The following is a 13,960-nucleotide window of genomic DNA, read 5'->3' as shown; positions in this document are numbered from 1 at the left end:
CCCACCCCCATCCCCTCCCGGGAGGGGAGCAAGAGGGGTGGGTGCAGCAGCCTGTGTTAGCGACAGCTATGCGAAGCAAAAGGTCAACTCGCCGAGGAGCTACGGCTCGGTAGGAATCCCCGTGCCTTCAGGCCGGGGAGGATGTCAACAAGTTTATTTATGGTACAAACGTGATGGTAGTAAGTTTGAGCATAATATTCAAATATTTGCTTTGATTACTGATGATTTTGTGCGGATGCAAAGTGCAAAGTTTTTTGGTTATGGAAAACCATTATTGTCTTTAGAAAATGGGGAGTTAGTTAATCATAGTCTTCCTGCACCTAGAGGTGCTTTTTTATTTCCAAAAATTAGAGAATGCAGCAGATATATTCAAGAGTTAAAATTTTTAGATCTATGGCAAACATTGTTTCCGAGAAAGTTAGAAACTGATAATCAATATGTTGCTCAAACTCCTGCTATAGCCATGAAAATATTTGAGGAGTTGGCAGAAATAAATAGAGATAAAAATAGTAAGTTGGTGGTGGTGTATTTACCGAATAATTAATAATTAATAATTAATAATTAAATAATTCAGGTTTAAAGCCTCCCCTTGATCGGGGAAATAAAGAAATAATATTTCCTTATATTCAATTCCGTAGCGGTTTTAACCAGAGGTAATTATCAATTATCCATTATCAATTATCAATTAATGAACTATTCGTTCTCACTATTATGGAAATGAATCTAATTTTTGGCGACAATATCTACAAGTAGAGTTAGAGAAACGCAACATAATTTATATCTATCTAATTGCTGAATTTAGAAAGAGAATATCTAATGAAAAAGTAGAAATAGTATTCTTGGGAGGTGATGGGCATTATTCTGTATTTGGCAATGAATTTATTGCTAATATTTTGTATGAAAAGTTGTTATCTTTGCCAGAAGTTGCAGCTACTTTGCAGCAGTAGAAAATGTTACAGCAATTCCCATACTGATGAGGTACAAAATTTTAGGTTTGAGGGAACAGGGAACAAAGCTATGCTGGGTGCATCTCAATGGGTGAATAAAGCCAAAAAATTATCGCTTTTAGGGAACACCGGAGCTGGGAACACCGGATCTGGGAATATATAGGAAAAAAGTATTTTTGCTTGCTATGAGATGCACCCGCTATGCTTTACCAAATAATTAATAATTATTAATTCCATTTGGGTGCATCTCAATGGGTGAATAAAGCCAAAAAGTTATTGCTTTTAGGGAACACCGGAGCTGGGAACACCGGATCTGGGAATATATAGGAAAAAAGTATTTTTGCTTGCTATGAGATGCACCCTTCCATTTAACAATAAGGAGTAATACCAATTTGATAAATGTTTGTTACAAATGGCTAGGCTGTTTATTAGGAGTCAGAAGTCAGGAGTCGCATGAGAATAGCCTCAATACCATTTTTTAGGTCATAAATCATCTTTTTTATCAAAAGGACATCTCCTGTCAAGTCTTTTTATCGACCTTACTATTCGTAACATTCTTTTTTCAAATTGGTATAACATCTGGACTGGGGGCGTCATTAATACCAAATTGATAAATGTTTGCTACAAATAGTTAGGGTATTTATTTTAATTTAGATTTTAGAATTTAGAATGCAGAATGGATAGATTTAATACCATTTTTGATGTTGCAAATCACCTTTTTCGTGAAACAGACTTTATCTTAAAGTCTTTTTATGGTGCTTATTATTCGTAACATTCTTTTTTAAAATTGGTATAAGATATACTTTAATCTCAGAAGTATTATTTTCGAGGACTATAGATTTTGGAAACTTATGAATTTGATGTGGTTATCATTGGCGGTGGCCCGGCTGGTTGTAGTTGTGCCCTGTATACATCTCGTGCAGATTTAAAGACGGTAATTCTGGACAAGAATCCAGCAGTGGGGGCACTGGCGATTACCCATAAAATTGCCAACTATCCTGGAGTAGCAGGTGATATTAGTGGGAATGCATTGCTAGATGTGATGCGAGAGCAGGCTATCTCTTTCGGAACTACATATCAACGAGCACAAGTGTTTGGCATTGATGTAGAAGGGTCATCCAAGAAGGTTTATACTCCAGAAGGAACCTTTGTAGGGCGATCGCTTGTCTTAGCTACAGGGGCAATGGGTCGCACATCTTCTCTTCAAGGCGAATCAGAATTTCTAGGTAGGGGCGTGAGCTACTGTGCCACTTGCGATGGTGCATTTTATCGCCAAAAAGAGGTCGCCGTTTATGGACTTAATCCAGAGGCAGTTGAAGAGGCCCAGTTCCTAACCAAATTCGCGTCTACTGTTCACTGGCTGACAAATAATGAACCACAGCAGGAAGATGCCCATGTTCAGGTATTGCTGAGTAAACCAAACGTAAAGCATTGGAATTTGACCCGTCTGAGTGCGATCGAGGGCAATGAGTCAGGGGTAACAAGTATTTTGATGAAAACCAGAGGAAAATCAGAAGCAACTTCTTTGCCAGTTGAGGGGGTTTTTGTGTATCAAAGTGGCTCGAAACCCATTACAGACTACATTAGTCCTCAAATCGCATATTGTGAGAATGGCGGTGTTAAAGTAGATGAAATGATGGCAACCAATGTAGAGGGAGTTTGGGCGATTGGCGATATTCGGAATACACCGTTTCAGCAGGCAGTAGTCGCAGCATCAGATGGGTGTATTGCAGCGATGGCGATCGATCGGTTTCTCAATCAACGTAAAGGTATTAAGCGAGATTGGGATCATTCGTAACTGCTATAATCTTTCTCTGAAGTATTGATATGTTTAGGATTATGGACAATTATCAACGCCCTGAATCTTTGTCAATCCAGGAAATCTTAGGAAAACCTCTAGAAGCGCTAGGATGGAGTTCTCTGTTTCAGTTCCATCCTAGGGAAATTGATCGGATGCCAGATTCTCTTCGTGGGGTTTACCTAATCCGTTATCGAGACGATCCGAAAAAGCTGAAACCATTTTCAATGCTTTATGTGGGAAGAGCTGATCGTTGTTTAAAAAGCAGTCTTACTAATCAGTATTTAGGTAAAGATAATGAATCTTTACCAATTTTTGTGGAAGCAAATCCGTCAGGAGTTTATTTTCAATACCTTTGCTGTGATGATTGTAGGCAGGTTGAGGCTTATTTGATTGTTGCTCTGGACTATCCTTTGTGTAATTGACCTCTTAATGAACTATAATTTGAGGATATTTTGCTCAAAAATTGGCCAAAAAATATATAAAGCCATCTGTGAAGGAGACAAAGAAAATAAATATGAAAATCCTGGGAATCTCAGCCTATTACCACGACAGCGCCGCCGCCCTAGTATGTGATGGAAAAATTATCGCCGCCGCTCAAGAAGAAAGATTTTCTCGTAAAAAACATGATGCCAGATTTCCCCAAAATGCTATTTCCTATTGCCTGAAAGAAGCCAACATAGAATTACTCGATTTAGACCAAGTAGTTTTCTACGACAAACCCTTAATTAAATTCGAGCGACTTCTAGAAACCTACCTCAGCTATGCTCCTAAAGGTTTTCGGTCTTTTCTCATGGCAATGCCAATTTGGTTAAAAGAAAAACTATACTTAAAAACACTTTTAAGAAGAGAATTAGCCACATTAGGTAAGTGTAAATCATCCCAAATTCCGCAACTGATGTTTACAGAACATCATCAAGCTCATGCAGCTTCAGCTTTTTTCCCCAGTCCTTTCGATCGCGCTGCAGTAATGTGTCTTGATGGAGTGGGTGAGTGGGCGACTACTTCAGTTTGGTTGGGAGAAGGAAATAAACTGACTCCCCAGTGGGAAATAGATTTTCCTCATTCATTGGGTTTACTCTATTCAGCTTTTACCTATTACACAGGTTTCAAAGTCAACTCTGGGGAATACAAACTTATGGGTTTAGCTCCCTACGGAGAACCTAATTATGTAGACTTGATTTTAAATAACCTCATAGATTTAAAAGCTGATGGTACTTTCCGGTTGAATATGGAATATTTCAACTATACGACTGGGTTGACGATGACTAATGAGAAATTTGACAAACTTTTTGGCGGAGCACCTCGCAAAGCTGAAACTAAAATTAGTCAACGAGAAATGGATATTGCTGCTTCTATTCAGAGAGTGACTGAGGAAGTAGTATTACGTCTGAGTCGCACGGTGCAAAAAGAACTTAATGCTGACTACCTTTGTTTGGCAGGGGGAGTTGCTCTAAATTGTGTGGCGAATGGCAAGATTTTACGGGAAAGTATTTTTAAAGATATTTGGATTCAACCTGCAGCGGGAGATGCTGGTGGAGCGTTGGGTGCTGCTTTGGCTATTTGGTACGAATATCACGATCAACCACGGGTAATAGAAAAAGTAGTTGAGAATATTCCAGAAAAGGAATTAATTTCTGTGGAGTCTGGAAATTCTGCTGTTTCTGTGGCAAAACCTCCTGTTTGTCGCGCTCCTAATGACATGATGCAAGGTGCTTATCTCGGACCGAAATTTGCAGATGAGGAAATTCGGGAATATCTGGATGCTATTCAGGCGAAATATGAATATTTGCCAGATACAGAATTAATGCCACAGTTAGCAGAAATTTTAAATAATGGCAATGTGGTGGGATGGTTTCAAGGTCGGATGGAATTTGGACCCCGTGCTTTGGGAGGGCGGTCTATTATTGGCGACCCCCGGAATCAAAAAATGCAGTCGGTGATGAATTTGAAGATTAAGTATCGGGAGTCTTTCCGACCTTTTGCTCCTTCGGTTTTGGCAGAACGAGTTTCCGATTATTTTGACATTGAACATTCTAGTCCTTATATGTTGTTGGTAGCTCCGGTGCAGGAGAATTTGTTAATTCCGATGACAGAGGAGCAAAAGCAGTTATTTGGAATTGAGAAATTGAACGTGCCGCGATCGGAAATTCCGGCAATTACTCATGTTGATTATTCGGCAAGAATTCAAACTATTCATCAGGAAACGAATCCTCGGTATTATGATTTGATTCGGCACTTTGAGAAGTTGACCGGATGTGGGGTAATTGTGAATACATCTTTTAATGTAAGAGGTGAGCCTATTGTTTGTACGCCCGAAGATGCTTATCGGTGTTTTATGCGGACAGAGATGGATTATTTGGTGGTGGAGAATTTCTTGATGAGTAAGAGTGAGCAAATTCCTTGGGAAAAGGATGAATCTTGGAAAGATGAATTTGAGTTGGATTAGAATTCAGTTAAAAGTAATTTTGGTTTTGCTGAATGGCAATGATTTTTAGATTTAGATATCAAGGAAAAAATTAGATTTTTTGTTTTTTGATTATACCTTTAACTACTGGTCATTATGTCTCAGCAAGGCCATAATTTGATGATTATATCGCCAACTTAACTCTAATTCTGAATAAGCTATCTTTCTGAGTTAAAAATAATTCAATCTAATCTCTGAAATTATTGCTACATAAATTTTCTAGCTTGCTTGTCATCTCATGAGTATTAAACTCAGGTTAAAATTGATAAAAAATTTTGGTTTGAATATTTCAAGTATTATTTCCTATGAGTTTAAGCCGTCGAAATTCTGCTAAAATTATCCTTTTATTATTAATTTTCCTAGTTTTTTTGAGTGTCCCAGTGTGGATTTATTTTGACAATCAGCTAAAACAGTGTCGTAGCCAAAACAATCTTCCTCAAAAGACTTCAACTCAACCTCCTAATACATCAGAAGATAAAAGTATATTGGAACAGGTTATGGAAAGGGGAAAACTAAATTGTGGTGTATATGGTAATTTGCCAGGCTTCAGTCATGTGAGCAAGATTGATATGACGCAAGGCAATTTTGAAGAACAAAAGCAAGAAAATACTTCTGGCTTTGATGTAGATATATGTAAAGCTATTGCTGCGGCTATTTTTGATAATTCCGAGGCAGTAAAATATGAATATCTGAGTTCTGAAGGACGCTTTAAATCGAAAGTTGATGTTCTTTCAAGAAATACAACATGGACTGTAGAGAGGGATATATCTTATAAGGATAAAGATATAGAATTTGGTCCGATAGTTTTTTATGATGGACAGGGTATTTTGGTTAGAAAAAATAGTGAAGTAGCGTCACTTAATGACTTAAATGATCAGACAATTTGTGTCAAAAAAGGAACTACTAGCGAGGAAAATTTGGTAGATGAAATGAAGAAGCGTGAATTAAGATTTGAAATTAAATCTCTCCAATCTCAAAACGAGGTCTATAAACTATACAAACAAGGTGAATGTCAAGCAGTAACTTCTGATAAATCGCAACTTGCTGGAATTTTGAAAGCTCAAGACAATCCGAATGAGCATACTATTTTATCGGAAACCTTATCTAAAGAACCTTTAGCTCCGGCTGTAATCGACAGTGACCAACAGTGGGTTGAAATTGTTCGATGGGTTGTGTTCGCTCTGATAGAGGCTGAAGAATTAGGAATTAATCAAAATAATCTTGAGGAAATGAAAGATAGTAAAGATCCCAAGATCCGGCGTTTTTTAGGTCTAGAAAAACAAGAAAAAAATATAGGTTCACTTTTAGGACTTGAGCCAGATTATACCCAAAGAATTATTCGTCATGTTGGCAATTATGGTGAAATATATGATAGACATTTCGGTCCAAATTATTCGACTCCGATTGAACGAGGGCTAAATAAACTTTGGAACAAGGGAGGACTAATTTATTCTCCTCCATTCCGATAATGTTCTTTACAGCGATGTAGTAATTATTATTGGATTCAATTGTTCTCAAGAAATATATATGAAAATAAATAAAATTATCAAGCCTGAATTGATTAAAATAGCAGTTACTGGGCATACTAATAGTGGAAAAACAACTCTGATACGGACTTTAATAAAGAAAGAAATAGGAGAAATAGATGATCGAGCTAATGTGACTAAAGATGTTAAACCTACTCCCTATGAATACGAAGGGCTACAGGCTGTTTTTATTGATACTCCTGGTTTTCAACAGGCAAATCTTCTCCTTTTTTTACAACAACAAGGCTTAACGGAATTAAATTCAGAGTTAGAGAAAAAATTAGAGTATGAAATCAAAGCTTGGGGGACAATCAAATCAAGTGATGTTATATTGTATATAGTCTCTTTAGAAACAGTACCAGATGACTCTCATAAAGAAGAGATAAAGCTAGTTGTATCTGCTCAAAAAGGAGTTGTAGCTCTCTTAAATAAAGGTATTTCCCAGTTTCAAGCAAGCCCAAAGTCAGATGTAGTTGCTGAACGGATAACACGAATTGGACAATGGAAAGATATACTTTGTAACTGCGGTGTGTCTGAAAGCTTTGTATTTGATGCTCATTGGTATAATCCAGATCGAGTGGAAGAAATATATGGTGCTATAAAAGAATGTCTCCCTATTAATAAAAAGTTATTCTTTGAGGATAGCCTGTTAGCTTTTCGAGAACACCAAAAAAATAAATTTAAGACAGCTTGTAATCTAATATTCGAGTGTTTAGATAAATGTCGGCAGAGAATAACTGTTCAAACCTCAGCATTTGATTACAATCTAGACAAATCAAAAGAGGAAGCTGTATTCAAAATGTCTGAGTTGCTCTATAATGCAGTAATGGACTTTATCAATAATGCTTCCAAGCTGTATTACGAAGTAGTTGTACCTTTAAATATAGATGATGCAATTATCCAAAATCCTAAACCTAATATAAGAAGAAAAACTAATATTAGAGAACTTTTGATATATACAGGTTCTACTACAAGTGGCCTGACTGCTCTTGGAACAACATTAGGGGTAGCTGTTGGAGCTTCCGCTTCTACTGTTTTAACAGGAGGAGTTGGAGCTGGTATTTTGATAGGTGCGCAAGTTGGCTCAGTGATTGGAAGTTGTCTAGGAGGAATTTTGGGAATAGTAGACAATGCGCAGACAGATATTAGTGCGCAGGTATCTAAAGAGGAACTTGGTAAAATTCAATGTATTTGCATTAATGTCATTTGGGCGCTTTCACAGCATGGATTTGGTGTTGGGAAAGAAGTTGATGAATCATTAATGGCTCGACGTTATGAGATTGTGCAAGAAGTATGTACCGCTACTAATTTTGATTGGTTATCAGCAGATGAGGAACAAATTATAGATCGGTGTACAAAAAATCTCTCTGAACTTAATAAAATTCCTTTAGCTCATATTGCTAATACAGAACTAAATGCTAACTTTTAGACTCTCATATGCTCATAATTCAGACTAATTTTGGCACATCTGAATACAGCGGCTTCCCCGCAAGATATGAATTTGCCTGGATTGGCACTTCATGAATTGGCTGGTCAACGTAAAGGAACCTGGTCAGTGAAAGTATCTGGAAATTGGCGTATCACGTTCAAGTTTAATGGCGTTGATGCCTTTGATGTTAATCTTGAGGACTACCATTAATGAAAATGTATAACCCACCCCACCCAGGCGAAGTGCTGAAAGAACTCTGCATTGAACCTTTGAATCTGACTGTTACTGAGGTTGCAGAAGCTTTGGGTGTAAACCAAGAAACATTATCCGCTATCTTGAATGGTAAAGCAAATATAAACCCTGAGATAGCTATACGACTTTCTAAAGCTTTTGGTACATCTGCCGAAAGTTGGCTTAACCAGCAAATCCAGTACGATCTTTGGCAAGCAGAAATGACCATCGGTGATATTGAGGTCAAGCGTTTGTCCCCCATTTGATTTGCCTTTATCTGGTCTAACAATTCAGTGCAGCAAACGGTAGGAGCGAACGGCTGTTGCCCCTAAACTTTGTAATATTACCTTTCAGCAAATTGACAGATGGACAATTGTGTGGTATGTAAAAAGGAAAATTATAGTAGGAAAGCGATCGCTCTTCCTCCCCAAACACTTTTTAGACTATACTTAAAGCTATCCAAATAATTAACTTATAAACTGTACCATTAGACAGACTGTGTTCATACATAAATGAAATCCATTATAACCAAACTCAAACTTAATAACAAACAGAAAACTCTAATGGCTCAACACGCTGGCTATTCGCGCTGGTGTTATAACTGGGGTTTAAGTTTGTGGAATGCAGCTTATAAAGATGGCTATAAACCTAATTCTCGTAAACTTAGAGAAGTTTTTACTAACCATACAAAACCCCTTTACCCCTGGATGAAAAACTTGTCCTCTAGAGTCTATCAATATGCTTTCCTAAACTTAGGTGAAGCGTTCAAAAGGTTCTTTAAAGGATTAGGAAAATATCCAAAGTTTAAGAAGAAAAGTAGGTCTAATTATTTCACAATTGATAACTCTGGAAAACCAATAGAATTAAATGGATGGAATCATAAATTACCTTTCATCGGATGGGTAAAAACTTATGAACCGATTGAAGCAACAACTAAAAAAATAACTATTAGTAAACACGCAGGTGATTGGTACTTAAGTTTGAGTTATGAATTTACTCAATATCCAACACCAAAAACTACTGAAGTTGTAGGTGTAGATTTAGGCATTAAGACATTAGGAACTTTAAGTGATGGGAAAGTTTTTGAAAGCGTCAAGTCATACCGCCAGTTTGAAGCCAAGCTTTCCCAACTACAATATCTAAACCGAAATAAAAATATTGGTTCAGCTAATTGGCGAAAAGCACAACTCAAAATTGCCAAGCTACACGCAAAAGTAGCTAACATCCGTAAAGATGCGCTTCATAAATTGACAACATACTTAGCCAAAAACCACGGCACCATTGTCATAGAAGATTTAAACGTTAGTGGAATGTTAGCTAACCATAAGCTAGCTAAATCAATAGCAGACCAAGGATTTTATGAATTCAGGCGTCAACTAGAATATAAAACACAGTGGTACGGTTCTGAGTTAGCAATAGTTGATAGGTTTTTTCCATCATCAAAAACTTGCTCGAATTGTGGTCATGTTCAAGATATGCCCTTAAATGTAAGGACTTATGACTGTCCAGAATGTGGCTTGTCAATAGACAGAGATTTAAACGCCAGTATTAATTTGAGAGATGCGGTCGGCTCGACCGTGAATCCCTGTGGATGAGTAACCGCCGACGGCCTCAGTAGAAGCAGGAAGTAAACATCGAATTGTCACTTTATGTGACTCTTTGTATCAGTTTTATAGAGCAGATGTTAGATTTGAATAATGATGTTGATTTAAAAGCTTTTCTAGAAGCAAATATCCCCCTTCATAATTCAGGATTATTGAATTTAGCTGGAAGTTGTGCGGACATAGATTTTACAATTGATAATCTAGGAATTTCTGATGAAATGGATAATGATTTAATTGGTGCTGTCAATGAGCAATAATTCTCTAATTTATTTATTAGATACGAATGTTTGCATTGTATATCTGAAAAACAAAAACTCTAGCGTTAATAATTATTTTCATAGGCTAAAATCAGATAAAATTGCTGTTTGTTCCATCGTCAAAGCCGAATTATTTTATCGCTCAAGACGCAGTAATAACCCTCAAAAAAGTTTAAATATACAACTATTATTTTTACGGCAGTTTGTATCTTTGCCATTTGATGATTCCTGTGCATAAATCTATAGTATAATTAGGGCCAGTTTAGAAAAAGTAGGAACACCTATGAGCTCAAATGATATTTTCATTGCTTCTATTGCTTTAGTAAATGATTTAATATTAGTTACTCATAATGTTAGAGAATTCAAACGAATTGAAGGGTTAAAAATTGAAGATTGGGAAGAAGTTAGGTGATAGGGTGATGTGGGGTGATTTCAGTTATCAGTTATCAGTACCTCTGCAATAAGAAGCTTGACATAAGGAATGCTCTTTTTTTATCTCCTTAAAAGGGGAGGCTTTATACCAGAAATTTTCAGTAATTGTGAATACTTCTTTTAATTTGTGTTAGATAAAAGGAAGATTATAGCTGATTAGCGATCGCTCTACCCTTCTCCAAACACTTTTTTGACTATACTTAGTTTATCCAATTGAGATTAGAGTTATGAAAATCAAAGCAATTATTTGGCAAGAAGATGGAATTTGGTGTGGTTCAGTTCCCGCCTTACCTGGATGTCATACTTGGGGCGAAAATTACGAACATCTCCTAGAAATGCTGGAAGAAGCTATTCAAGGGTGGATTGAAGTTGCCACCGAAAGAGAAGACTTTGAACCAGGGAAGCAGCTAGTTGAGCTATCCCTATGAAATCTATTTCAGGCAAAGCTTTGTGCAAAATTGTTGAGAAACAAGGTTGGCTTCTCAAGCGAATCAGCAGTAGCCATCATATCTATGCCAAGGAAGGTGTTCAAGCTATTCTTTCAATTCCTGTTCATGGCAACCGAGACTTACCGATTGGCACTTTAACTAAGCTGATGAAGGATGCTAATCTTACGGAAGACGACTTGAAAAAATGAGATTGTTTATAACTTTCTTCAAAAGTCTTTTTTTCTATCCAGTCTAACAATTCTGTGCAGCAAACAGCAGGGGCGAATGGCTATTTGCCTCTACATTTTGACCTTTCAGCAGTTTGACAGATTGACACTTTTGTGGTAATTAAAATCGAACTCCAAACACTTGACACGACAGGAACTGTTTGGCCTGAACGCCAACGTTTACTTGAAGAACTTGGAGTTCCCACGGAAAATAGTCAAAGTCAATCTGGCAAAACTTTTGGCATGAATTGGAAAATGACAGCAAAAACAATTCTTGTACAGTTGCATCATAAAATTGAGACTTTTGAGAATTTTAATAAAAAACTTGTGCTTGTAATTCAAGATTGTTTTCTTGATTATATTCAGCGTGAATTTACTTTTTCTCACGTCAGACATCAAGCTCAGTTGGGAGATTCTATGCACATCCATGTATATCGGATGACACAATCAGATCGGTCTTTCAAGTTAGCTTTAGATTCTCGCCTGAGTACAGATGTAGAGGGAATTGCAAGATGTTTGGGTCTTCAGGCAGAAGCTAATGTTGAACTTGAGCAAATTCTCAAAACTTTGGAATCTAAACTATCTGCAAATACTCTTTTCACGTTCATATAATTTTGACAAATTGAAAATTTTGTGGTAAGCAAAAAGGAAGATTGCAGTAGATAAGCGATCGCTTTTGTCGGGTGCGTTAATGAAATTTATCATTTGAGCAGAGTTGAGAGATATTGGTTTTTGAGGAGACTCAAGGCGTTGCATAGTTGGGGGATGATAATTAAATTAGCATAAGCTAAAACCTTGGATTGATCAAGCTAAATGGTTGGGCAGAGATCGAAATCATTCCTTGATAATGCAACGCCAAAAATTTTAAGTGAGGAATTTAAACTTTGAGAAAGCTCAATTTAGTAGGGATATAAAATAACTTCTCCATCTATAATTGTGCAGATATAAGGGCCTTGCGATGTACCCAGTATAATGTCACCGCCTCTTGAAGTATAATCAGCATCAACAGTAGCTTGACCATATCCCTGTCTAAAAGCTTCGTCTAAACAAAGTTGACCCATACTACCACCAGGGCTAACACTGGCAAAGCCTTCCCGATAAGCTTCTATGTATGTTGATGGTGCATCGTAGGTAGGAGAAGAAGGACCACCATTAAGACCTGCTTCTACTCCTGCATTATAGCCATTAGTATATTGAATGTATCCGTCTCGGTAGCCATTAATATATATGGTTGGTGCATCATAGGTAGGAGAAGAAGGACCACCATTACGAGCTGCTTCTACTCCTGCATCAAAGCCTTTAATATATATTGGGTCTGAGCGATCTGGTTGATTTACTTGAGCAATCTCAAAATGATTACTGCTTGAAGTTTGATATGGAGTTTGAACTGAGGCGAAGGCAGGATAAGTTGTTGCAGAAAATGTCATTAAAATAAGCGAGGCAAATAGGGCTAACAAATAGTAGACAGAACCAGTTTTTTTGAACATAGTTAATTTTCCTACATTTAAAGTTACGACACTCAAAAGTAACATAAAATGCCAGATTTTAGACCTTCGTTACTGGACTTTATTGATTGACTTTTGATAACTTTTCTGCTAGGAGTTAAAAGTTAACTAAATATTGATTATGGATAACTAATGAGCGATCGCGAGATACCGAAAATTGATAAGAAGGGTCTCAGGGAGTTTGGTCTAATAGTAGGTGGTGTTTTTGGCGGTTTATTCGGTCTATTACTACCGTTACTCCACAGACATTGGCCTCCGCCTGCATGGCCTTGGATAATTGCTACTCCTCTATTGGTATTGGCAATTGTTTCACCCCCTACTTTGGGACCTGTTTATAAGTTTTGGATGCGGGTGGGAATTTTCCTGAGTAAAATAATGACTCCTCTGTGGATGGGGTTAGTGTTTTATCTTGTAGTTATGCCAATGGGTTTGATTATGCGAATGTTTAAAAAAGACCCAATGGAGCGAGAATTAAATACTGAAACTTCAACTTATCGGGTGATGAGTCAATTAAAAACTAGAGAAAGTATGGAGCGACCTTTTTAAATGTTTGAAGGAATATTAGACTTTCTAAAAGACCTTTGGGGTTTTATGGGAGAGCGGAAAAAGTATTGGTTATTGCCTTTGATTATTACTTTAGTTTTGTTAGGAGCTTTGATTGTTCTGAGTCAATCTTCTGTAATTGCGCCGTTTATTTATACTTTGTTTTAATCTGACTATGCTGGCAGTAAAGAAGAAAGGGAAAGGTTTTTTTGTTGAACTTTACCTATGTCTTTCTTGACCGAAAATTTTGGGTAAATAGTCTCTGCTTTTGAGAGGATAAAAAAAAGAGAATATTCTATATTTTCATTTCTAGCAGAAGGTTTGAGCTCAAGGTACTGATAACTGAAGTTACGGAAAATTTTGGGTAAATAGTTTTTGCTTTTGAGGGGATAAAAAAAGGAGAATATTCTATATTTTAATTTCCAGCAGAAGGTTTTACCTAGAGGTACTGATAACTGAAGTTACGGAAAATTTTGGGTAAATAGTTTCTGCTTTTGAGGGGATAAAAAAAGAGAATATTCTATAATTTCCATTTCCAGCAGAAGGTTTTAGCTAGAGGTACTGAT

17 protein-coding genes are annotated in these 13,960 nt (G+C 37.0%); 16 read left to right on the top strand and 1 reads right to left on the bottom strand.

The window, feature by feature from the left end:
* The 14 genes from F6K54_RS26660 to F6K54_RS26590 all read left to right on the top strand — a co-directional run.
* Positions 1–544 (top strand): hypothetical protein (locus tag F6K54_RS26660; RefSeq protein ID WP_293084279.1); only part of this gene is annotated, 544 nt, incomplete at its 5' end.
* Positions 545–1,788: 1,244 nt separating this feature from the next.
* Positions 1,789–2,745, top strand: a complete 957-nt coding sequence (locus F6K54_RS26655; RefSeq protein WP_293084275.1) for an NAD(P)/FAD-dependent oxidoreductase — start codon at positions 1,789–1,791, stop codon at positions 2,743–2,745.
* Between the two features lie 41 nt (positions 2,746–2,786).
* The gene (locus F6K54_RS26650; RefSeq protein ID WP_293084272.1) at positions 2,787–3,170 is read left to right on the top strand and encodes a hypothetical protein; all 384 of its coding nucleotides are present in this window, start codon (positions 2,787–2,789) and stop codon (positions 3,168–3,170) included.
* Between the two features lie 92 nt (positions 3,171–3,262).
* A complete protein-coding gene (locus F6K54_RS26645) occupies positions 3,263–5,194 on the top strand; it encodes a carbamoyltransferase (protein ID WP_293084269.1) in 1,932 nt (643 codons plus the stop codon).
* Between the two features lie 398 nt (positions 5,195–5,592).
* Complete coding sequence (locus F6K54_RS26640) at positions 5,593–6,681, top strand: amino acid ABC transporter substrate-binding protein (protein ID WP_293084266.1); 1,089 nt, start codon at positions 5,593–5,595, stop codon at positions 6,679–6,681.
* A 58-nt stretch (positions 6,682–6,739) separates the two neighbouring features.
* Entirely contained in the window at positions 6,740–8,167 is a 1,428-nt protein-coding gene (locus F6K54_RS26635; protein ID WP_293084264.1) for a GTPase domain-containing protein, read from the top strand.
* A gap of 30 nt (positions 8,168–8,197) precedes the next feature.
* Entirely contained in the window at positions 8,198–8,377 is a 180-nt protein-coding gene (locus tag F6K54_RS26630) for a type II toxin-antitoxin system RelE/ParE family toxin (protein WP_293084261.1), read from the top strand.
* Entirely contained in the window at positions 8,377–8,664 is a 288-nt protein-coding gene (locus F6K54_RS26625) for a HigA family addiction module antitoxin (RefSeq protein ID WP_293084259.1), read from the top strand. The genes F6K54_RS26630 and F6K54_RS26625 overlap by 1 nt, the downstream gene beginning before the upstream one ends.
* Positions 8,665–8,910: 246 nt before the next feature.
* Positions 8,911–9,993, top strand: a complete 1,083-nt coding sequence (locus F6K54_RS26620) for an RNA-guided endonuclease TnpB family protein (protein ID WP_293084256.1) — start codon at positions 8,911–8,913, stop codon at positions 9,991–9,993.
* Between the two features lie 44 nt (positions 9,994–10,037).
* A complete protein-coding gene (locus tag F6K54_RS26615) occupies positions 10,038–10,259 on the top strand; it encodes a hypothetical protein (RefSeq protein WP_293084254.1) in 222 nt (73 codons plus the stop codon).
* A 283-nt stretch (positions 10,260–10,542) separates the two neighbouring features.
* Entirely contained in the window at positions 10,543–10,671 is a 129-nt protein-coding gene (locus F6K54_RS26605; protein ID WP_293084250.1) for a hypothetical protein, read from the top strand.
* Between the two features lie 247 nt (positions 10,672–10,918).
* Positions 10,919–11,119: a type II toxin-antitoxin system HicB family antitoxin gene (locus tag F6K54_RS26600; RefSeq protein ID WP_293084247.1), complete on the top strand. Its 201-nt coding sequence runs from the start codon at positions 10,919–10,921 to the stop codon at positions 11,117–11,119.
* Positions 11,116–11,328, top strand: coding sequence for a type II toxin-antitoxin system HicA family toxin (locus tag F6K54_RS26595; RefSeq protein ID WP_293084245.1), 213 nt, complete (start codon positions 11,116–11,118; stop codon positions 11,326–11,328). Before F6K54_RS26600 ends, F6K54_RS26595 begins: the two co-directional genes overlap by 4 nt.
* A 132-nt stretch (positions 11,329–11,460) precedes the next feature.
* Complete coding sequence (locus tag F6K54_RS26590; RefSeq protein ID WP_293084243.1) at positions 11,461–11,958, top strand: NotI family restriction endonuclease; 498 nt, start codon at positions 11,461–11,463, stop codon at positions 11,956–11,958.
* A gap of 287 nt (positions 11,959–12,245) precedes the next feature.
* Here F6K54_RS26590 and F6K54_RS26585 read toward each other — a convergent pair whose 3' ends face one another.
* Entirely contained in the window at positions 12,246–12,833 is a 588-nt protein-coding gene (locus F6K54_RS26585; protein ID WP_293084241.1) for a hypothetical protein, read from the bottom strand.
* A gap of 150 nt (positions 12,834–12,983) precedes the next feature.
* Between F6K54_RS26585 and F6K54_RS26580 the strand changes: the two genes are divergently transcribed.
* Together F6K54_RS26580 and F6K54_RS26575 are read left to right on the top strand one after the other, a co-directional pair.
* Positions 12,984–13,397 carry an SxtJ family membrane protein gene (locus tag F6K54_RS26580; protein ID WP_293084238.1) on the top strand — a complete coding sequence of 138 codons (414 nt, stop codon included), beginning with the start codon at positions 12,984–12,986 and terminating at the stop codon, positions 13,395–13,397.
* Entirely contained in the window at positions 13,398–13,562 is a 165-nt protein-coding gene (locus tag F6K54_RS26575) for a DUF5989 family protein (protein WP_192901158.1), read from the top strand.
* Positions 13,563–13,960 lie beyond the last annotated feature (398 nt).

It is taken from the genome of Okeania sp. SIO3B5 (assembly GCF_010692555.1).
GTDB lineage: Bacteria > Cyanobacteriota > Cyanobacteriia > Cyanobacteriales > Microcoleaceae > Okeania.
Note: the sequence above shows the minus strand (reverse complement) of the source record. Positions and strands in the feature narration are given on the sequence as shown.

What these genes read in the sequence shown, in the direction of transcription:
- F6K54_RS26650 (WP_293084272.1), top strand. Translation starts at nt 2,787, where the DNA reads ATGGACAATTATCAACGCCCTGAATCTTTGTCAATCCAGGAAATCTTA.
- F6K54_RS26645 (WP_293084269.1), top strand. Translation starts at nt 3,263, where the DNA reads ATGAAAATCCTGGGAATCTCAGCCTATTACCACGACAGCGCCGCCGCC.
- F6K54_RS26635 (WP_293084264.1), top strand. Translation starts at nt 6,740, where the DNA reads ATGAAAATAAATAAAATTATCAAGCCTGAATTGATTAAAATAGCAGTT.
- F6K54_RS26625 (WP_293084259.1), top strand. Translation starts at nt 8,377, where the DNA reads ATGAAAATGTATAACCCACCCCACCCAGGCGAAGTGCTGAAAGAACTC.
- F6K54_RS26620 (WP_293084256.1), top strand. Translation starts at nt 8,911, where the DNA reads ATGAAATCCATTATAACCAAACTCAAACTTAATAACAAACAGAAAACT.
- F6K54_RS26605 (WP_293084250.1), top strand. Translation starts at nt 10,543, where the DNA reads ATGAGCTCAAATGATATTTTCATTGCTTCTATTGCTTTAGTAAATGAT.
- F6K54_RS26600 (WP_293084247.1), top strand. Translation starts at nt 10,919, where the DNA reads ATGAAAATCAAAGCAATTATTTGGCAAGAAGATGGAATTTGGTGTGGT.
- F6K54_RS26595 (WP_293084245.1), top strand. Translation starts at nt 11,116, where the DNA reads ATGAAATCTATTTCAGGCAAAGCTTTGTGCAAAATTGTTGAGAAACAA.
- F6K54_RS26585 (WP_293084241.1), bottom strand. Translation starts at nt 12,833, where the DNA reads ATGTTCAAAAAAACTGGTTCTGTCTACTATTTGTTAGCCCTATTTGCC.
- F6K54_RS26580 (WP_293084238.1), top strand. Translation starts at nt 12,984, where the DNA reads ATGAGCGATCGCGAGATACCGAAAATTGATAAGAAGGGTCTCAGGGAG.
- F6K54_RS26575 (WP_192901158.1), top strand. Translation starts at nt 13,398, where the DNA reads ATGTTTGAAGGAATATTAGACTTTCTAAAAGACCTTTGGGGTTTTATG.